Source organism: Mesobacillus maritimus (genome assembly GCF_044803185.1).
Classification (GTDB): Bacteria; Bacillota; Bacilli; order Bacillales; family Cytobacillaceae; genus Mesobacillus_B; species Mesobacillus_B maritimus_B.
Map to the genome: position 1 here is coordinate 5,510,835 of NZ_CP085225.1, position 21,031 is coordinate 5,531,865.

Sequence of the window (21,031 nt, forward strand, 5' to 3'; positions counted from 1 at the left end):
TTCCCCCGCTATTTACGTATAAGAATTGAATGTAAAAAATAATCTATCATAATGACAAGAATATATGTCATTAATCCTATAATCACACTTATAAAGTGGAATATATCCGGGTATCTTAATGCTACAATCACTGCTAATACTGCTGTGGCCATTCTTGATAGGGTACCCATTGTTCGAACGGTTGTCCCAGAAATGACCGATTGACCGAGTGTATCGGTCTTTTTTGCTAGAAGCCACATATTAAAAAAGCCCAGGCTTGTGCCAAGGATTAACCCTGCAAACACAGACTGGTATGCGGTAAAACCCCAACCAAGAACATATAAAGCTAGCAAATAGAACATGTATTTGCGGTATCGTAAAGTCATCTGCTGCAAATCTTGCATTATTGTTTGTCCCCCGAGTAGAAATAACGTATCGTGGTCAACACCGCATAAACACCTGCTGCCAGACCCGCAAAAATCCCAATTATCAGAAAAAGAGGGGCAGTCCCGAATTCCCCATCCAGCCATCTCCCCGCAAAAATTCCAACCAAGGTAGATCCAGCTAGTTGTGATAGAATCGCAGAAGTCAGTGCCATTGCTTGAAAAGGACGATTATTATTTTGACGCATAAAACTCATCCTATTCTTTGGGAAATAATTCGGCAGAGGAAGACCAATGAACCTAGTAAAACTCACGTAATTTCATTTTGAAAACCTTACCATTACATCCTTTGTAAGCATACAATAGCCATCTGTCAATGTCAATCTATTAAAGGGAAAAAGTTCACATACTTTTCATAGGAAAATTTTACAGATAAAAACCATTTTAATCAAGTAGGAAATATAAGAAAGGCAGCAGGTATTACCCAGTATTTGGATAATACCTGCTGCCTTTTATTCTTCACGCGGGACGATAAAGATTGATGTATCGATTCGGTCTTCTTGCCCTGCCTTTTTAGCAAAAACTTTAGCAAGATATCCTCCGGCTGGAGGCAAATCTTCAGGTTTTAATTCTTGCTCAAGCAGCCCCTTCTTCACTTTCCTTTTTGAATCGAGAAACCCGATAAAGCGATAATCATCTGGATCAAACAAGGCGATTCCAAATTCCTCTGCTCCGCCCGGAAGGTAAACTTCGTAACGATAATGACCTGGTTTATCAGCCGGAGCAAGTGCAAAGCCCATCACGCGTGGGTAATCTGGTTCCTCTAACACATACAAGTAAGGGATACTAATTTTATTAGAACCTTCATTCAAGGTAAGATAGCCATCGTGGATTTTCCCCTTAAAAGCTGCCGGGTCCACTAGCATGCTAATTTCAACCTTCTTCTTTTTCCCTGGCTCTAATTCGAAGCTCATTGGCATCTCCCACTCAATGCCTTCTGCTCTTTTCGGTAACGTAAAAGAATACTTTTTTGTTTTTGTACCGTGGTTTTGAACCTCAATCACGGTAGAATGACGGTGGAGCCGGTCAGCAAGCCTGAACTTGCCGAACTGTAAGGAAGCCGGTAACACAAGTGTCTCTGTCTTTACCGCTTTTTCTACTTGGATCCGACCTGCCCCTTGTTCATAGGTATGATACCCCTTGCCTTCTCGGTTTTGGATTGGTACGGAGGTATTCATTAAAGCGGCTTTGATTTGTTCTGGCCCCCAATCGGGATGTGCCTGCTTAATCAGTGCACTTGCACCAGCTACATGTGGCGCCGCCATACTCGTTCCCTGCAGGGCTAGGTAACCTCCAGGAATCGTACTGTTAATCGCAACTCCTGGAGCAACAACATCCGGCTTGATTTCCCAAGTGTTGGTCACCGGCCCACGAGAACTGAAATCCGCTAAAATATCCTTTTCTTCAACTAAGTCCATTCTCGCAAATTCCTTGGTTTTCTTGATTGCCTTTCTTAGCCTCTCTCCTTCTTCCATCGTGATGGAGGCCACCGGAATATCAAGCGATTCTTCTAGGTTTCCAAGGAATCCACCTTTCGTATTGTTAAAAATAATGACGCCGATTGCTCCTGCCTCGGCCGCATTCTTTGCTTTTTCTGTAAACGTGAGCTCACCTCTTTTGATTAAAACTAGTTTTCCCTTAGCTCCTTTTACCTGGCTTTTCCGTCCGATACCACCATCTAAGATCTCAATGCTACGGTCCAGCTTCCAACCCTCTGAACCCATCAGTGGTTCGAGTCTTATTTTATCTGGAACACCAGTAACACTAAGGTATGGAACCTGAAGCGGTGGTGTTGACGCACCAACGGAAATGGCCTTCGTTGCAGTTCCTGGCGAGCCAACCGTCCATTTATTCGGACCGGAGTTCCCTGAAGATGTGACAGCGGTAATTCCCTGTTCAACCGCCTTATTAATCGCAAGCGAGATTGGGAGGTCCGGGCCATTGATATCATTCCCGAGCGACAGGTTGAGCACATCTACTTTATCCTCAATCGCTTGGTCAATAGCAGCAAGAACCTGTTCGGTTGTTCCCATTCCTCCTGGACCGAGCGCTCGGTAGGCAATCAGTTTAGCGTCAGGGGCAACGCCAGTAATCCTTCCGTTTGCTCCAATGATCCCCGCGACATGTGTGCCATGAAGGGTGCTGCCACCGATTGTCCCCTTTGTTTCCATCGGATCATCGTCGCCGTCGACCAAATCATGGCCACCACCATAATTACGATGCAAATCTGGATGCTCATAATCAATACCGGTATCGATGACGCCAACCGTGATGCCTTTACCTGACAACCGCTGCCCATTGGTATCGAAAATACCGCGAACCTTTTCCCCACCGATCAGTTCAATGTTGGTGGCGGTGGCTTCGGCTTTATAAGATTGAACTGGTGAAACTTGCTTGGCTCCTTGAATTTTTTCTAATTCTTGAAGCGGCCCCTCAACCGAGTAACCAGGTAATGCGTGCTTGAACACTCTACGAAGTTTTATTTTAGGATGTTTGGCTAATTGTTTTTTTATGGTTGCTTCTGCTTGGAATTCATCGGTTAACACAATTGCAACCTTGTTTGCTTGCTTATCTTCTGCTGGAATTTGTGGGTGGTGTAGGTTTTTCGTGTTTGTTTCCTTAGTTGTCTCTGATTCTGTTGGCCTTCCTGTAGTTGCCTCTGTTTCTGTTGACCTTACTGTAGTTGCCTCTGAACCTGTTAACCTTACTGTCGAATCTGTTTTAATTGTCCTGACTTCTACGTTATCCGTTTCCCACGCGACGTCCGCCTCTGCATTCGTCCACGTCGGAGCCACTGTTGCCAATAGTAAAATCGTTATGTAGACGAAGTTTCGCATGCGCACACCTACTTTTTACCTTTTAGAGTAAACAAAGCATGTGCGGTCTATGCATTACTACGTCAATAGTTTTTATCGCTTTATTTATGTGGTTTATCCTTATTTTCTGTGTAATATCTTACTGAATATTCACTTTTCTTCCTATTATATATAAAAACCATTTACAATCTGAAATAAGGGGATGTACTGGAAGACAATTCTATTTTATGGACAGATTTCTATTTAGGATGTGAAAATTGTCACTATTTTAAAATTAGTTGGTTGATTTCCACTCCAGGCACTTCGCTTTCCACGGGCGTGCCGGGGAGCCTCCTCGGCGCTTAAGCGCCTGTGGGGTCTCCCCGGCCCGTACTACCGCAGGAGTCTTCGTGCCTTCCGCTCCAATCAACGGTCTAAAAAATCAAAATTGTACTTTAACATTTCCTAAAAATAAAAATCTCCCTTTTCGTTGAAAGGGAGATAATCGTATTGTTCTTATTTTGTACCGAAAAGACGGTCGCCGGCATCGCCTAGGCCTGGCACGATATAGCCATGGTCGTTTAGCTTTTCATCAAGGGCTGCGATATAGATATCAACATCCGGGTGAGCTTCCTTCAACGCGTCAACGCCTTCAGGTGCAGCGATTAGACACATAAACTTGATATGCTTTGCGCCACGAGTTTTTAAAGAGTTAATTGCTTCAATTGCTGATCCACCTGTCGCAAGCATTGGGTCGACAACGATGAAATCACGCTCTTCCACATCGCTTGGAAGCTTCACGTAATATTCAACTGGCTTTAGCGTTTGGGGATCACGGTAAAGTCCGACATGTCCAACTTTTGCTGCCGGAATCAATTTTAGGATTCCATCAACCATTCCAATTCCCGCACGTAAAATCGGAACAAGTCCTAGTTTCTTTCCAGAAAGAACCTTTGAAGTTGTCTTTTGAACTGGAGTTTCGACTTCGATGTCCTGCAATGGCATATCGCGAGTAATTTCAAATGCCATCAATGTCCCTACTTCATCAACCAATTCACGGAACTCCTTCGTCCCTGTGTTCTTATCACGAATATACGTTAACTTATGTTGGATTAGAGGGTGGTCAAACACATATACCTTTGCCATCGAATCTCTCCTTTAAAGTAGAATTTTGTCTTATTATGTAAAATAATCTCTGTTTACACTCCGTCTAATTTTACAGAAAAACAATTGTAAGAGCAACAGTCTAGAAGAGGAAAATATTGTTTGTTAAGAGAGAAGATTCAGTTAATTTATATACAAAGCGCAGTCCCTACGCTGAGGCATATGCCTTGGAACTGGACAATTCTCTTATCTCATGAGAAAAAGCGGTCCTCCCTATGAGAACCGCTTCTTCGTTGTATTTTAGTATTCAGGATAAAGAACGAACTTGCTTGATAAAGCTTCTACACGCTTGCTTGCCTCTGCAAGTTTTTCCTCATTTTCATGATTTTTAAGTGTGAATGCAATAATTGATGCAATCTCTTCCATGTCTTCAAGACCGAAGCCACGGCTTGTAACAGCAGCTGTTCCAATTCGAATTCCGCTTGTAACAAATGGACTAGCAGGGTCGAAAGGAATGGTATTTTTATTCACGGTGATGCCGACTTCATCAAGAACCTTTTCGGCAACCTTACCAGTTAGATCAAGAGAACGCGTATCGATGAGTACTAAGTGATTATCGGTTCCACCAGAAACAAGGGTAATCCCCTCTTTTTGCAGGCTCTCAGCCAAACGCTTAGCGTTCGCCACAATATTCTCAGAGTACACTTTAAAATCATCCTGAAGCGCTTCGCCAAACGCGACCGCCTTCGCGGAAATGACATGCATCAATGGACCACCTTGAATTCCAGGGAAAATCGATTTGTCGATTTTCTTCGCAAACTCCTCACGGCAAAGAATCATGCCGCCACGTGGACCGCGAAGTGTTTTATGAGTAGTGGTCGTTACAAAATCAGCGTAAGGAACTGGGTTTTGATGATGGCCAGTCGCAACAAGACCCGCAATGTGAGCCATATCGACCATTAAATATGCTCCTACTTCGTCAGCAATTTCTCTAAACTTTTTAAAATCAATTTCACGAGGATACGCACTTGCACCAGCAACGATTAGCTTCGGCTTATGCTCAAGCGCCTTTTGACGAACATCTTCGTAGTTGATTCTGTGCGTTGTCTCATCTACACCGTACTCAATGAAGTTATATTGAACTCCGCTGAAGTTTACCGGGCTACCATGTGTTAAGTGACCGCCGTGAGAAAGATTCATCCCAAGAACAGTGTCACCTTGTTCGAGAATAGTAAAATAAACCGCCATGTTCGCCTGTGCACCGGAGTGTGGCTGAACATTTACATGCTCTGCACCAAAGATTTGTTTCGCGCGGTCACGAGCAATATTCTCAACAATATCAACATACTCACAACCACCATAATAACGCTTTGCTGGGTAACCTTCTGCATATTTATTGGTTAAAACAGACCCCTGCGCTTCCATCACTGCTTCACTGACAAAGTTTTCTGAGGCAATCAATTCAATCTTTGTACGCTGACGACCTAATTCCTTCTGGATCGCCTCAAATACCTGGATATCCTGCTCCTTAAGATGGTTCATGTTTATCCCCCTTTTATATTGACTAATGTCGAAAAAAATGTAGCTCTCATCATGATTAGTGTGAAAATTCTTTTTTATTGTAGCCCAACTCGTCGGGAAAAGAAAGAAGGTTCTTTCAATGTAAACGGTTACTTGTAAAATTTTTTATAAAAATACGACCTTTTTCTCATTTTCGGGTGCTAATGTTCGGTTTTTGGATGAATTTGGGGAGTGGAATAGTAGAATTCTTATTTTTAGATTGGGAATTGATTTATTGAGTCGTTTCTATTCAGGTGGAACTTGGTTCTATTACGTGAAGTCCTGATCTATTTGTAGGGAATTATCCTATTCACGTAAATCCTCGTTCTATTCATGCATTTTCCAATTCTATTCACGCAAACTGGACTTCTATTCACGTTTAATTGTCGGCTATTCACGTTTTTCCTCACTCTATTCACGAAACCTCGTTCTATTCGCGCATTTCCCATTTCTATTCACGCAAACTGGACTCCTATTCACGTTTAATTGTCGGCTATTCACGTTTTTCCTCACTCTATTCGCGAAACCTCGTTCTATTCACGCGTTTCCCAATTCTATTCACGCAAACTGGACTTCTATTCACGTTTAATTGTCGGCTATTCACGTTTTTCCTCACTCTATTCGCGAAACCTCGTTCTATTCGCGCATTTCCCATTTCTATTCACGCAAACTGGACTCCTATTCACGTTTAATTGTCGGCTATTCGCACTTTTCCTCACTCTATTCGCGAAACCTCCCACTACTCACATTACATCTCCCCAAAAAGAAAAAAAGCCCCAACTAGGAGCTTCTCCTTTTAACAGGATTCGTTTTCGCGGTTTTTTTCGTATACTGCTCGGTTGCCGCCGATGAGCTTTGGTCTTGTTGTAGCGAGCGTCACATAGGCTTGTCCTACTGTTTTTTGCGAGACCCTTAGTGGTACCGCCACAGGTTTCAGATGCATGCCAATCAGCGTGCTGCCAATATCAATGCCTGCCTCCGCTTTAATAAACTCGACTACAACCGGGTCACTCAGATTTCCGTAAGCATATGTAGCCATTGCGCCGCCAGCTGTCCGAACGGGAATGACTGTGACTTCCTCTAACTGACGCTTTTCAGCGGTCGTACGTTCGACGACGAGTGCTCTGTTCAAATGCTCGCAGCACTGAAACGCCAGCTGTACTCCTGTGTCTACCTGCAGCTGTTTTAGCTGACGAAACACAAATGCAGCCACTTCCTCGGAACCTGCTGTGCCAATTTTTTCGCCGATAATTTCGCTCGTGCTACAACCAATCACAAGCACTTGCGCCGCACTCAATTTTACTTGATCCTTGAACTCAGAAAGGACTCTATTGAATTCCACTTCCCATTGATTAATCATCCAACCCACATCCTTTCTTCGTTTAAGGTGTTTCACTAAAAATTAGTCGCCTAGTATAACAGTCCATTCAACTTACTTATTTTCGTACTCCGTAATCTTCCCAACACGGTTTGCATGTCGGCCCCCTTCGAAGTCTGATGTTAGCCATGCTTTGGCAATCTCACGGGCTAAACCTGCGCCGATAACGCGCTCGCCCATGGCAATGATGTTGCTGTCGTTATGCTGGCGAGTAACCTTCGCACTAAAAACATCATGAACAAGTGCACAACGAATGCCCTTGACCTTGTTGGCCGCGATGCTCATCCCAATTCCTGTCCCACAAATCAGAATGCCGCGGTCAAACTCTCCGGCAGCCACTTTTTCAGCAACTGGCAATGCAAAATCGGGATAGTCGACTGATGTGTCGCATTCACAGCCAAAATCCTCATACTCAATGCCCATCTCTTCCATTTGCTGTTTAATCTCTTCACGGATATTTATGCCGCCGTGGTCGGACGCAATTGCAACCTTCATCCTTCATTCCTCCTGATCCATCGATTCTACCGTTATTTTCTCACAAACCTATCAAATTAAAAAGATTTCTCGTTGAAATTCACGATTACAACAAAGCTTAGTGTTTCCACTTTTCATCTGCCTTTTCAATCGCATCTTTAATTTCCGCAAATGCGGCACGATAGATTTCAATGCTCCCGCCATAAGGGTCGGCGATATCATAGCTGTCTTTTCCGGCAAATTCACTAAGAGTGAAGGTTTTGCCGCTTGCTGGTGGAAAATGACTTAACACCGCATCTTTATGACTTGCTGTCATAGTCAGAACAATCGTTGCCCATTCAATTTCCTTTGCCGAAAGCTGGGTTGATTGGTGATTAAAATCTATCTCATTTTCCGATAACACCTTTCCTGCATTCGTTGAGGCTGCGCTCCCTACAGCGGCAAAAACCCCCGCTGATTTTACCTCAAGACCAGGAATGTTCTTGCTTCTTAAAATCGCCTCGGCCATCGGACTACGACAGGTATTCCCCGTACATACAAATAAAATCCGTTTCATTCGCCAGCCTCCTTTATTTTTTATCCTTTGTTTTTATTATACGTATTTATGTTAAAAAACAGAAAAAAAAGACACCCAAATTCAGGTGCCTAGCAAAAAATAACACTATTTTTATATGTATGAAACATTTGAAAAATAGCTCTTTGAATGGTTTATTCTAAAATAGCAACTTCAACCCAAAAGCAAGTAGAATGCCGCCACCTAGTGCTTCACTATATTGACCTAGCCATCCTTGAACCCTTCTACCAAGAAACAGCCCGGCCCAGGTTAGGATGGTTGCGACTGCTCCAAAGCAAATCAGAACAAGGAATGTTTTCGCACCATAGATCCCTAGCGTCAAACCTGCTGAAAAACTATCCAAACTCACGCCGAAGGCAAAAAAAAGCAAGCCTTTCCCGACAGGAGCAATTAAACTTTCTTCCTCTTCCTTAAAACTGGACCGTATCATTTGGATGCCTAATAAAATCAACAGCCCTCCACCAAGATAGCTGGCGATGGCTCCGAATTGATCTGATAAAAAACGTCCGGCAATCATGCCAACGAGAGGCATCCAGACATGAAAGATTCCAATCATGATTCCTATTTTTAAAATTTGCCTTAACGAAAGCCTAAACATCCCCATGCCTAGGCCAACTGAAAAAGCATCCATTCCTAGCGCAAAGGCCATCAAGATTAGTGTTACGACTTCTCCGATTACTGCTCCCATTTTCTAGCCTCCCTGGACATACGTGGACTTGCTATATCAACATATGCACGTCCTCCAGAGTTTAGAAGCATTTCTCCTAGCCCCGCTTTTTGATGGGGGTTTCTCTAATTAAGAAATTGTTTGATCGGTTCTATTTGTCCGTTCGCACTAGTTTTAACTCCGTTCGGATAATTAGAGCCCTTCTATTTGACCGTTCTCCCTTATTTCAACCTCGTTTGGGTAATTAGAACCCTCCTATTTGACCGTTCGACCTTGTTTCACTCTCGTTCGGGTAATTAAAGACCCTCTATTTGACCGTTCATCCTCGTCTTCAACCTCGTTCGGGTAATTAGAACCCTCCTATTTGACCGTTCCACCCTGTTTTTAACCTCATTCGGGTAATTAGAGCCCTCCTATTTGACCGTTCGACCTTGTTTCAATCTCGTTCGGGTAATTAGAATCCTTCTATTTGACCGTTCATCCTCGTCTTCAACCTCGTTCGGGTAATTAGAACCCTGCTATTTGACCGTTCGACCCTGTTTCAACCTCGTTCGGGTAATTAGAACCCTTCTATTTGACCGTTCGACCCTGTTTCAACCTCGTTCGGGTAATTAGAGACCCTCTATTTGACCGTTCTCCCTTATTTCAACCTCGTTTGGGTAATTAGAACCCTCCTATTTGACCGTTCGACCTTGTTTCAATCTCGTTCGGGTAATTAGAATCCTTCTATTTGACCGTTCATCCTCGTCTTCAACCTCGTTCGGGTAATTAGAGCCCCTCTTTTTGACCGTTCATCCTCGTCTTCCACCTCGTTCGGGTAATTAGAACCCTGCTATTTGACCGTCCCTACTAGATCAAACCTCATTAAAACTATAATTACCACAAACTAAAGAAGAACTAGCATTTGCCAGTTCTTCTCTGTCTCATTAGTCATTAACAATAATCGGAAAGCCCGATGCTTTCGTCAGTCTGTTCATAATCGCCACGCCGACTCCTGTTTCGGGGAATACCTCGCCGAAAATGATGTCTACATCGCTTTCATTAAAAGCTCTTAAAGTGTCATATAGGGCTTCAGCAACGGTTTCGAGCTGAGTTCGGCGTCCACATGGAAAGATGACATCCGCACGGTAGCTTTCCACATTATCTTCGGTGGTCATGACACCGACCTTCATACCTTGAGCTCGTTTTTCATCGACAAGCCCTTGTATCTTGTTCACACCGCCCGCTACCAAATACAACGGAGCATTTGGGGCATAGTGGCGATATTTCATTCCTGGAGACTTTGGCGCTAAGGCTTCATCCGTTAAAGCTGGGTCTGTTGACACTTCCCCCACCACTTCCTCAAGCTGTTCTTTCGTGATTCCACCTGGTCGTAAAATGACGGGGATATCCCCCGTACAGTCGACCACGGTAGATTCAACCCCAACGCCTGTTGGTCCTCCGTCGACAATTCCCGCAATTCTTCCATCCAAATCATCATGGACATGTTGAGCAGTTGTAGGGCTTGGGCGACCTGATAGATTGGCACTAGGCGCCGCGATTGGTAAGTTGGCGACCTCGATAAGGGCCAAGGCAACGGGGTGATTCGGCATGCGAACGGCAACTGTGGATAACCCTGCCGTCGCCAGCTCCGACAGCTTCCCTATCTTTTTATTAAAAATAAGAGTTAACGGTCCCGGCCAAAAAGCATCCATTAACCTTTTCGCCAGTTCAGGTATTTCTTGAGCAATGTTACTTAGCTGGTTGAGATTTGCGATATGAATAATGAGCGGATTGTCACTTGGTCTTCCTTTTGCAGCAAAAATTTTCGCAACAGCTTCATCACTTTCAGCATTTCCACCAAGCCCATAAACGGTTTCGGTCGGCAGAGCTACTACCTCATTTTTCGCCAAAATCCGCGCAGCTTCGACAATTTGTGGATATGTGATTAACCTATCCACATCTTTATCCACTTTCCACATACTTGTTAACATACTTGTCCACCTTTTATTTATGAGACGATTGTCCCCAAATTAGTTCTTTTATCCCTATATTATAGGGGTTAAGGAATGCAATTTCTATGAAAGTATAAAAGAAGAACGGACCGATGACAAGTTTCTATCCACAAATTGTGCATAACATTGTTGAAATCGTGGATAACTTTTTTCGAGTTACCCACATTTTCCCCAAACTTCTCCACAAATTAGCAGTTATCCACATTTTCTACCTTCATTCCCATAATAATCGAATTGTCCACACTGGATACCTGCTCAAAGTGTGGATGATTAAAAAGAGCCGTTGGAATATCTTTTACCACATTAAAACCAATTTTATTAAAAAAAGAAACCGCACTTTCTTTATTCGTAACAAGATAAAGAGACTTGAGTTTGTTCCCTTCTGCAATTCGAATCACGCGATCAAACAACATCAAGATTTGGACCTGGGACGTTCCCTCAGATAAAACAAACGACCGTAGCATCCCAACCCCATTTACTGGTTCAATGCCAATACATGCCTTCAATGCACCACTTTTGGTTTCTAGGAGAGAATAATAGTCAATAGCATCGGCAACCCCATCTGCATTTAAGTTTGCCTCTAATAGAAACGATTCTACCCTTTTAACATCCTTTTTCTCTGCCTTGCGAATGGTCTCTTCCATTTCTCCACCCCATTTTTTGAATTCTACTATATAGTTATGGGTATTGTAGAAAAGATAGAACCAAAGCGTCTATTTTTCTGTAGGAGTGACGGGACTCACTACTGTTTTTGGTAGGAAGCGTATACTAATAATAGATTCTACTAATTGGAGGGTATTTAAATGGAAAAACAAACATTGAGTCAATATCAAGAGTTTAGCGAAGAACGCTTCACGAAACGAATTGTCTTTAAAAAAGGCGATAGTACGGTGTTTTTACTAAACTTCTTACCAGGACAAGAGCTTCCACCCCATGCCCATCCAGGCAGTGAAGTGTTTATTCAAATGATGCAGGGTGAAGGAACTTTTAATGTCGACGGTGAAGATACGGTCGTTCGTCAAAATGAAGTGATTCACTGTCGAGATCAAGAAAAAATGGCGTTTAAAAATACCGGGGCCGAACCGGTTTCTCTATATGTGATGTTAAGTAAGATTCCTGATGAGCGATTCGCACAGGATCTCTAAGATACCAACCCAATCGAAAAGAGCCTGACTCAAAATTTGCTTTGAGTTCAGGCTCTTTTTTAAGGCTCTTTTCTCAAACTTTGTTGCTCATGGATACAATTAAGCATGTTTACTACAAAGTAGGCATCTAATTATGAGAAAAGAGCGTGCAAACTTCCTAAAACGTTCAAAATAGCTTATCTTGCGTTAAAATCGGCTTTAGGTAGTAAAAATCGGCTTTAAGATTTTTACAATTTTAACAACAATCTTTACGAAAACATCCTTTTTTAACCAAAAATCTTATTCCAAAGCTCCACAACGAAGAACTTTACTTCAACCGACTCTTCTTCTTGGTCTTTATAAAGCGGTGCTGTTTCTTCCGCTAGGACGTTTTCTTCTTGATCAGATTGTTCATCGGACTCTTTCGATACTTGCTCTTCAGCTGCTGCAGCTTGCTCTTCTGAATCTACTTGCTCAGTCGAACTTGCCTCAACCGCTTCTCCGTTTTCAAACCCTGGGCTTGTTGCTTCCCCATTTGAAAAATCAAGAAAGCATAATGGCGGGAACAGGACGCACCACCAGTTGGAGCCAGTTCCTTCACCAAGCGTGATTAAAACCGCTTCGTATTCTCCCGCGGGGTACAAGTACTGACCGTAAAGCTTGGTCGGAAACTTGACTTTATTAAACTCTGCTTTTACGGATTGATTGCTTCCATGTTCAGCAACGACGTCTTCCGCTATTTTCTGTAGCTCAGGAATCCCATCCTTAATCACGGTACGAGCCTCTTCAAGCGATACTAGATTCTCCACCCAACTCGTAATTTCTGCGTTCACGGCATCGCGAACCTTCCGCTTGATTTCCTGGTCTTTTGTTGAATCACTATCAGCTAGAATTCTCAACCGGATCGCTTCATTTGGGATTACCATTGGATCCTGTGTGGTTGCCTCTGTAGTCGGCATATATAAATTTAAAATAGTAGCAGCACATAATAACATAATATAAAGTTCAGCTAATCGCTTTTGTTTGATTTTCATCTTCTAGCACCATCCCTTCACTAGTCACAGTGTGGACAGATTGCTAGATTCTTAAACTAGTAAATTTAAGTTTTTTTTTGTTAAAAGAACCTTTGTTTTGTTGTAAGTTGGTTGAGTGAATTTATGAGCGCTGTATAAACCAACGTATTTAAATTAGAGATTTATGAATCCTTCATGACGTCCATTTTTAGAAGCTCAATCTGTTTTCGGGCTCCATGAACCTTTTATGACACCCGTTTTGGAGGCTCCTTTCTTTTTTCGGGCTCCATGAACCTTTCATGACCCCCGTTTTGGAGACTCCATTCTATTTTCGGGCTCCATGAACCTTTCATGACGCCCGTTTTAGAGGCTCCATTCTATTTTTGGGCTCCATGAACCTTTCATGACGCCCGTTTTGGAGGCTCCATTCTATTTTCGGGCTCCATGAACCTTTTATGACGCCCGTTTTAGAGGCTCCATTCTATTTTTGGGCTCCATGAACCTTTCATGACGCCCGTTTTGGAGACTCCATTCTATTTTCGGGCTCCATGAACCTTTCATGACGCCCGTTTTAGAGGCTTTATTCTATTTTCGGGCTCCATGAACCTTTCATGGCGCCCGTTTTGGAGGCTCCATTCTATTTTCGGGCTCCATGAACCTTTTATGACGCCCGTTTTAAAGGCTCTATTCTATTTTTGGGCTCCATGAACCTTTCATGACGCCCAATTTTATAGCTAAACCCTAATTTCGAGCCCACGAATAGCACTCAGGCATATTCTAGGCGCACATGTTGCATTCACCTAGCTAGTTATCTTTACTCCCATCCGCCATCAACGCACGCTTCTCCGCTAACAATGCTTGAAACTCCTGCTCAAGCTCTTCCGAAGGCTCGATGCTCAATCGACTCAACACTTCCGTAATCTTCGTTTCAATCAGCATCCACTTATCCTCGATAAGATTCCGGTGGTCCTGGGGTTCATAGTTTTTATATTCCTCATAAGTCCCTTCAAAAACATGAATACCCCCATTCTCAATCGCCAATATCCGCGTCCCTACCTTCTCAATAAACCGCCGATCATGCGAGACAAAGATAATACTTCCTTCGTAATCTTGCAACAGTGACTCAAGTGCCTCAACAGATTCTAAGTCAAGGAAGTTGGTCGGTTCATCTAATATTAGCGTGTTGATTTCACTCACAAATAACTTCGCCAAGGCCACCTTGATACGCTCGCCTCCACTCAGAACCCGAACAGGTTTATAGACATCCTCACGAAAGAAATGAAGTCTCGCCAATACCGTACGAATAAACGCTTCCGTTTGCGCCGAAGTGCTGCTTACGTTCTCCAAGATGCTTTTCTCCAAATCCAGTGTCTCAATTATTTGACTAAAATAGCCCACCTTAGCAGCTGGAGAAACCGATATCCCGGCATCTCTCTGAAGGATCTTTTTCACCAGTGTCGTTTTGCCACTCCCATTCGGCCCAATAATCGCAAGCTTATCGCCACCTTGCACCGTAAAACTTGCCGGCTTCCATAACACACGTTTCCCGATAACACCGCCAACGTTCTCAACCCGAAGAACAATCCGACCTTTAAACGAATCTTCATTTGGTAGATTCATCTTAATTGGGCTAATTTCTTTCACTTTTTCGACCTTCTCAAGCTTTTCTAGTCTAGTTTTAATTGCGCCGGCTGCTTTGTCTAGCTTCTTTTGTTTTTTCGCAAAATACGGCTTCGACGCACCACTTTCCATCTTCCCCACCTTTTTCGGGATTTTGGTCGCGCGAGCTGCTTTAGTCTCCTTCAGCGTTAACGCCTCTTCTAGCTGCTGCTTCTTTTTCTCGTATTTTTCATAAGCCTGTTCATGTTGGTGGCGCTCTAGTTCCTTTTGCTCGGCGTAAGCGGAGTAATTGCCTGGGTACTCCTTTACCTTCCCTTCGTGAATCTCCCAGATTTTTGTGCAGATTGCATCTAAAAATACCCGGTCATGCGAGACTATGACGAGCGCTCCCCGCCACCTAATTAGCTTCTTTTCTAGCCACTCAATATGTTCCGTATCAAGATGTGTTGTAGGTTCGTCCGCTAACAACAAATCAGACCGTCGAGCCAAGGCTGAATTGATGTATTCCTGCGTCACTTCGCCCCCACTTTTATAGGTGTCTGTCCTTTTCAACTGTGGCAACAGCTCAACACTGCCATGATGAGTGACGGTTCCCGCTTCAGGCAAGCGCACTCCAGCAAACACTTCTAACAAGGTCGTTTTCCCACTTCCATTGCGGCCAACAAGACCAATTCGGTCATCACTGCCCACCTGCAACCTCTCCAAATCGAGCAGTACCCGATCTTTTATCGATAACTTCAAGGCATTCGCTTCTAATCTAATCATTTTATCGCCCCCTATTTTCGTCAGTCACGGAGGCAAACAAAAAAGCCTCCTATCTACAATCAGAATAGGAGGCTACGATGGGTGCACGAAACTAAAGAGACCAGTCCCCTTTAGCCCAACCACCTGAAATCCAATCCTATTCTGAAAACAATCTTTAAAGGCAATATGAAATAAGAGCAGAACACTTCTCTGCTTTTAAAATGAACGCCTTTAAAATAAGTTGTTTTCGAAAAAATAGGATTAAAACTTCATCGGTATTGGGTCACCCTTCCGTTATTTGAATTAATCTAACAGTACTCTAAAGTGGGAGGAATTGTCAATAGGAGAAAATCGACGGTTCGTTTGTTTGTCTTTGGGACAGGAGAACCGTCCCCACGTCCCCGCTCTCCTAGCCGATTTCCGCAAACACCATTCGGTCTTTACCGTTGATATCGAACTCAACTTCTACCTTTGCTCTAGGAAAGGTCTGTTTCAACAAGTCTGCCACTGCTTCTCCTTGCCCAGCTCCAATTTCAAAGCCGACGAGCGCCTTCTCTTTTAACACAAGCGGGAGTTCGTTCATAAAACGGCGGTATAGGTCGAGACCGGCTTCTCCAGCAAACAAGGCCATATGTGGCTCATGGTCGGTGACGATTTCAGACATCGTCGATTGATCGGCAACTGGAATATAAGGCGGATTAGATATCACAACATCTAGCTTCTTGCCAGTACGAATAAACGGTGCTAACAAGTCGCCTTGAATGAATTCAATTCCAGCACCAAGTCTTGTTGCGTTAGCCCGCGCTGTTGCCAAGGCTTGTTCGGAAAGGTCAGTCGCTGTTACTTTCAAGCGAGGGTTTTCCAATTTTAACGTAATCGCAATTGCCCCACTTCCTGTCCCAACATCTGCAAGCTCCAACACTCCCTCAACGCCAAACATTGAATCTAGCCGTTTTAGCACGCCATAGACCAACTCTTCCGTTTCTGGACGAGGAATTAACACTGCTGGATTCACGTTGAACAGACGCCCGTAAAACTCCTCTGCACCGATAATATATTGGACAGGTACTCCCTTTTCATGCTGACGAACCGCTTCTTCAAACTGTGCCCATACCTCTGGCTGCAAATCTTCTCGCAGTTCCGCGAACAGCTTCGAGCGACTCATTCCGGTAAAATGACGGAGCAGCAGTTCACCGACGTTCTCGTCTCGCTGCTTTTCTTTTAAAAAAGAAGAAGCCCAGTTGAGGGCTTCATATAGTTTCTTACTCATTGGATGCAGCCTCTAAACGGCTTGATTGGTCTTCCATGATCAAAGCTTCGATGATTTCATCCATTTTCCCTTGAAGAATTTGGTCGAGCTTTTGAATCGTTAAGCCAATACGATGGTCGGTCACACGGTTTTGCGGGAAGTTATACGTACGGATTCGCTCCGAACGGTCACCCGTCCCAACAGCCGATTTACGCACGGAATCGTATTCCGCTTGAGCTTCCTGCTGGAATTTATCATAAACACGGGCACGCAAGACCTTCATCGCTTTGTCTTTATTTTTATGCTGAGATTTTTCATCCTGAATGGAAACGACGATACCAGTCGGGATATGCGTTAAGCGCACCGCTGACATGGTCGTGTTAACGCTCTGTCCGCCCGCTCCACTCGATGCAAAGGCATCAAAACGAATATCTTTATCATGAAGCTCGATTTCAACCTCTTCTGCCTCTGGAAGGCAGGCAACTGTCGCAGTTGAGGTATGAATTCGGCCGCCAGATTCAGTTTCCGGTACACGTTGAACGCGGTGTGCACCATTCTCAAACTTCATTTTCGAATAAGCCCCAGTTCCATTGATCATAAAAATAATTTCTTTAAAGCCGCCAACTCCTGTTGAACTAGCCTCAAGGACTTCTACTTTCCAGCCTTGGCTTTCAGCAAAACGGCTGTACATACGGTATAAATCACCCGCAAACAACGCCGCCTCATCGCCACCTGCTGCGCCACGGATTTCCATGATAACGTTTTTATCATCATTAGGGTCCTTTGGAATGAGAAGAATCTTCAGACGTGCTTCTAGATCTTCAATTTGATCTTCGAGCTCAGAAATTTCTTCTTTCACCATTTCACGCATCTCAGCATCCAGCTTTTCCTCAAGCATCGCCTTTGCGTCTTGGAACTGTTCTTTTGCTACCTTGTATTCACGGTAAACTTCAACAGTCTCTTGAATATCAGACTGTTCCTTCGAGTATTCACGGAGTTTCTTTGGGTCATTTACAATATCAGGATCACTTAAAAGCTCATTTAGTCTTTCATAGCGGTCCTCAACGGCTTGAAGACGATCAAACAAAGTCATTCACCTCAAATTTTATATGTTAGGCTCTGGTCACACCTAATTGTTGATTTCCGCTCCAAACAACGATGCGGGAATCTTGCCACAACCTATATGTTAAATAGATTCATTCATATTATCATTTTTACCCATAACTACTTAATTATAGTATATGGACAATATTGCGTCAAAATCAAAATTAGGGAAACCTGTGAGTATCATTACGGTGGTCTTGCAAACGCGAATAGCAATGGACTTTTACAAATAGACCCGTGTTTTATACAAATAGAGTCTGATTTCGAACGTTTTATCCCCTGTAAGCGTTATACGGTGTACGGTATCTATTCGAAATTTAATCGTGCTAGCTATTAATTTGTGCTCTATTAACATAAAAAAGCACAAAACCTAATGACCTATACTAGAAAAAGACTTTTAGGTGGGTATTTTTATCCTTAATTGACCACTAGACCGTTAAAAACCTCATAAAATACCCTCACCTAGGCCGCTTTTTTCTGAATAAGGTTATTATATTCCCTGTTTCAGGCATTATATTCCCCGTTAGAGACGTTTTATTCCCTGTATGGGAATAAATACCCTACACCGTACTGTATCCAAACCCAATATAATTAGGAAGACCATTTTTAAACCTAGTTAAAGGCGATTTCGTGCAAATAATGTATCGCGCCCCAACCCAATCAAAAAACCAGCTCCTACTAAAAGAAGCTGGTTTTTTGACGTCCCCCTATTTTACGCTATCACTTTTTGGAGTAGCTTCCTGCTCGCGCGGAGCCTTTGGTACTTCGTGGTGATGGCGGCAGCGGGGCTCGTACGATTCTGCTGCGCCCACTTGGATGATGGGATCATAGTAAGAGGCCGGTTCCCCATTGATAAGACGCTGGGTTCTGCTTGCAGGTGAACCACAGACAGCACAAACAGCCTGGAGTTTCGTCACTTGTTCGGCAATGGCCATCAAAGCTGGCATTTGGCCAAAGGGCTCTCCACGAAAGTCTTGGTCAAGACCGGCAAGGATGACTCGGTGGCCACTATTGGCTAAGTGCTGAGCGACCTGAGTAATTTCTTCATCAAAAAATTGGACCTCATCGATTGCGATGACATCAATTTCAGGATTGATATGCTGAAAAATGTCAGTGGAATTTGCTACAGGTTTGGCAATCACAGACGTTCCGTTATGCGAAACGACCGATTCTTCACTGTAACGGTTATCAATTAACGGTTTAAATACAGCAATCTTTTGTTTAGCAAACTGAGTCCTTCTGACCCTGCGAATCAATTCCTCTGACTTGCCGGAAAACATGCTGCCGCAGATAATTTCAATCCAGCCGCTGTGCTTCATCACATACATAGGCACGGCCTCTCCTTCCTTGCTTTAAAATCAAATCGCCCGGTTTATGTACCCAGAGCTTGGTTTTCTATCTATTTTACTCAATAAAAAACAGGCAAGTCGTGTTGCTTCTTGCCTGTTTTTTTCATTTTTAAAATTACTCTTGTTCTTGTTGGTTCTTAAGGCCGTATTTTTTGTTGAAGCGGTCTACACGTCCACCAGCTTCAGCAAATTTTTGACGTCCAGTATAGAATGGGTGGCACTCAGAGCAAGTTTCCACGCGAAGCTCATTCTTTACAGAACCAGTCTCGAATGTGTTTCCACATGCGCAAGATACCGTAATTGTCTTGTAGTTTGGATGAATTCCTGTTTTCATTCCTTTTCATCTCCTTTTGCCCTGAATCATTTGCTGAAACAGAGTTATATTGTAGGGCACGAGAATGGTGCCTAGTGAATACTTCAAAAACACACTGCTGTTATTATAGCAAGGCTATACCATTTTATCAAGCTTGTTTTTAGCGCAATAATTTCCATTAAAAGAAAATTAGTTTGATTGTTTATTTCTAGCCTTAGCTTCTTGGTTCAAAATTTCAAAGAACTCTTCATTCGATTTCGTCTGCTTCAGCCTGCGTAGGAACTTCTCAGCGAAATCAGGTGAATCGGATAAAGATTTACGAATGGCCCAGAGCTTATCAAGATGCTCTTTCGGAATAAGCAACTCTTCTTTTCGCGTCCCTGAGCGGCGAATATCAAGTGCTGGGAAGATCCGACGTTCAGCAAGTGAGCGGTCTAGATGCAATTCCATATTTCCGGTTCCCTTGAATTCCTCGTAAATGACGTCATCCATCCGTGAGCCTGTATCAACAAGTGCTGTCGCTAAGATAGTCAAGCTACCGCCCTCTTCAATATTACGGGCTGCACCGAAGAAACGTTTTGGACGGTGGAACGCAGCAGGGTCAATCCCCCCTGAAAGCGTACGACCACTAGGTGGAATGACAAGGTTATAGGCACGTGCTAAACGAGTAATGCTGTCCATGAGGATAATAACATCGCGTTTATGCTCCACAAGGCGCATTGCCCGCTCTAGAACAAGTTCCGCCACTTTAATATGGTTTTCAGGCACTTCATCGAAGGTTGAGCTAACAACATCTCCGGCAACAGAGCGTTCGATGTCGGTTACTTCCTCTGGACGCTCATCGATTAGCAACACAATTAATTCAGCCTCTGGATGGTTTGTTGTGACACTGTTGGCAATTTCTTTTAACAGCATCGTTTTACCAGCCTTAGGTGGGGCCACAATCAATCCACGTTGGCCAAAACCAACTGGCGCTAGCACGTCCATAATTCGCGTTGAAATATGCTTTGGCGTTGTTTCAAGCTTCATTTGGCGGTCTGGATAAAGCGGTGTTAAACCTGGGAAGTGAACACGTTCTTTTGCTGTTTCTGGGTCATCCCCGTTAACCGCCTCGACTTGAAGCAAGCCGAAATAACGTTCATTTTCCTTCGGTGGACGAACCTTACCAGAGACTTTATCTCCATTTCGGAGGTCAAAACGACGGATTTGTGAAGCAGAGATATAAATATCCTCTGAGCTTGGTGAGTAATTAATTGGACGTAGGAATCCAAAGCCTTCTGACTGGATAATCTCCAATACGCCTTCCATAAAAAAGTACCCTTGACGCTCTGCACGTGCTTTTAAAATTGCGAAGATTAGTTCTTTTTTCGACAGTTTGCTGTAATAAGACACCTTATATTCACGGGCAAGCTCATACAGCTCTTTTAATTTCATATTTTCTAAACTAGATATATTGACTTCCATTTCGCCACCACACTTAATAGTATTTCGATTTCCTCCATAAAGCTTGTAAAAGTAATGTTGAGTTCACGTACTATGGATGGAAA

The 21,031-nt window shown here is 43.4% G+C and carries 19 protein-coding genes; 1 reads left to right on the top strand and 18 read right to left on the bottom strand.

Annotated features, from left to right (window positions below; genetic code table 11):
* Positions 1-8 precede the first annotated feature (8 nt).
* The 11 genes from LG336_RS26470 to LG336_RS26520 form a co-directional block, all read right to left on the bottom strand.
* Positions 9-383: an ATP synthase subunit I gene (locus LG336_RS26470; RefSeq protein ID WP_404330456.1), complete on the bottom strand. Its 375-nt coding sequence runs from the start codon at positions 381-383 to the stop codon at positions 9-11.
* A complete protein-coding gene (locus tag LG336_RS26475) occupies positions 383-610 on the bottom strand; it encodes an AtpZ/AtpI family protein (protein ID WP_404330457.1) in 228 nt (75 codons plus the stop codon). Before LG336_RS26475 ends, LG336_RS26470 begins: the two co-directional genes overlap by 1 nt.
* 264 nt (positions 611-874) lie before the next feature.
* Entirely contained in the window at positions 875-3,259 is a 2,385-nt protein-coding gene (locus LG336_RS26480) for a S8 family serine peptidase (protein WP_404330458.1), read from the bottom strand.
* A gap of 474 nt (positions 3,260-3,733) precedes the next feature.
* A complete protein-coding gene (gene upp / locus LG336_RS26485) occupies positions 3,734-4,363 on the bottom strand; it encodes a uracil phosphoribosyltransferase (protein WP_404330459.1) in 630 nt (209 codons plus the stop codon).
* 258 nt (positions 4,364-4,621) lie between these two features.
* Complete coding sequence (gene glyA, locus LG336_RS26490) at positions 4,622-5,863, bottom strand: serine hydroxymethyltransferase (protein WP_404330460.1); 1,242 nt, start codon at positions 5,861-5,863, stop codon at positions 4,622-4,624.
* Positions 5,864-6,677: 814 nt separating this feature from the next.
* Positions 6,678-7,241: a TIGR01440 family protein gene (locus LG336_RS26495; protein WP_404330461.1), complete on the bottom strand. Its 564-nt coding sequence runs from the start codon at positions 7,239-7,241 to the stop codon at positions 6,678-6,680.
* 72 nt (positions 7,242-7,313) lie between these two features.
* A complete protein-coding gene (gene rpiB / locus LG336_RS26500) occupies positions 7,314-7,754 on the bottom strand; it encodes a ribose 5-phosphate isomerase B (RefSeq protein WP_404330462.1) in 441 nt (146 codons plus the stop codon).
* A 97-nt stretch (positions 7,755-7,851) separates the two neighbouring features.
* On the bottom strand, positions 7,852-8,289 hold the full coding sequence (locus LG336_RS26505) for a low molecular weight protein arginine phosphatase (RefSeq protein ID WP_404330463.1): 438 nt from the start codon (positions 8,287-8,289) through the stop codon (positions 7,852-7,854).
* A 157-nt stretch (positions 8,290-8,446) separates the two neighbouring features.
* Positions 8,447-8,995, bottom strand: coding sequence for a manganese efflux pump MntP family protein (locus tag LG336_RS26510; RefSeq protein WP_404330464.1), 549 nt, complete (start codon positions 8,993-8,995; stop codon positions 8,447-8,449).
* Positions 8,996-9,900: 905 nt separating this feature from the next.
* Positions 9,901-10,947 (bottom strand): L-threonylcarbamoyladenylate synthase, encoded by a 1,047-nt coding sequence (locus LG336_RS26515; protein ID WP_404330465.1) that lies wholly within the window; start codon positions 10,945-10,947, stop codon positions 9,901-9,903.
* Positions 10,948-11,156: 209 nt separating this feature from the next.
* Positions 11,157-11,612: a hypothetical protein gene (locus LG336_RS26520; protein WP_404330466.1), complete on the bottom strand. Its 456-nt coding sequence runs from the start codon at positions 11,610-11,612 to the stop codon at positions 11,157-11,159.
* 159 nt (positions 11,613-11,771) lie between these two features.
* On the opposite strand from LG336_RS26520, the gene LG336_RS26525 reads away from it, so the two are divergent.
* On the top strand, positions 11,772-12,113 hold the full coding sequence (locus tag LG336_RS26525; protein WP_404330467.1) for a cupin domain-containing protein: 342 nt from the start codon (positions 11,772-11,774) through the stop codon (positions 12,111-12,113).
* A 266-nt stretch (positions 12,114-12,379) separates the two neighbouring features.
* Here the strand turns inward: LG336_RS26525 and spoIIR are convergent, their stop codons facing one another.
* From spoIIR to rho, 7 genes are all read right to left on the bottom strand, one after another.
* The gene (spoIIR, locus tag LG336_RS26530) at positions 12,380-13,126 is read right to left on the bottom strand and encodes a stage II sporulation protein R (protein ID WP_404330468.1); all 747 of its coding nucleotides are present in this window, start codon (positions 13,124-13,126) and stop codon (positions 12,380-12,382) included.
* Positions 13,127-13,909: 783 nt separating this feature from the next.
* Positions 13,910-15,490 carry a Vga family ABC-F type ribosomal protection protein gene (locus tag LG336_RS26535; RefSeq protein ID WP_404330469.1) on the bottom strand — a complete coding sequence of 527 codons (1,581 nt, stop codon included), beginning with the start codon at positions 15,488-15,490 and terminating at the stop codon, positions 13,910-13,912.
* A gap of 388 nt (positions 15,491-15,878) precedes the next feature.
* Positions 15,879-16,739 (bottom strand): peptide chain release factor N(5)-glutamine methyltransferase, encoded by an 861-nt coding sequence (gene prmC / locus LG336_RS26540; protein WP_404330470.1) that lies wholly within the window; start codon positions 16,737-16,739, stop codon positions 15,879-15,881.
* Positions 16,732-17,805, bottom strand: a complete 1,074-nt coding sequence (gene prfA, locus LG336_RS26545; RefSeq protein WP_404330471.1) for a peptide chain release factor 1 — start codon at positions 17,803-17,805, stop codon at positions 16,732-16,734. Before prfA ends, prmC begins: the two co-directional genes overlap by 8 nt.
* 724 nt (positions 17,806-18,529) lie before the next feature.
* Positions 18,530-19,150: a thymidine kinase gene (locus LG336_RS26550; protein WP_404333294.1), complete on the bottom strand. Its 621-nt coding sequence runs from the start codon at positions 19,148-19,150 to the stop codon at positions 18,530-18,532.
* 136 nt (positions 19,151-19,286) lie between these two features.
* Positions 19,287-19,505 carry a 50S ribosomal protein L31 gene (gene rpmE / locus LG336_RS26555; protein WP_404330472.1) on the bottom strand — a complete coding sequence of 73 codons (219 nt, stop codon included), beginning with the start codon at positions 19,503-19,505 and terminating at the stop codon, positions 19,287-19,289.
* A 168-nt stretch (positions 19,506-19,673) separates the two neighbouring features.
* Positions 19,674-20,948 carry a transcription termination factor Rho gene (gene rho, locus LG336_RS26560; RefSeq protein ID WP_404330473.1) on the bottom strand — a complete coding sequence of 425 codons (1,275 nt, stop codon included), beginning with the start codon at positions 20,946-20,948 and terminating at the stop codon, positions 19,674-19,676.
* Positions 20,949-21,031 lie beyond the last annotated feature (83 nt).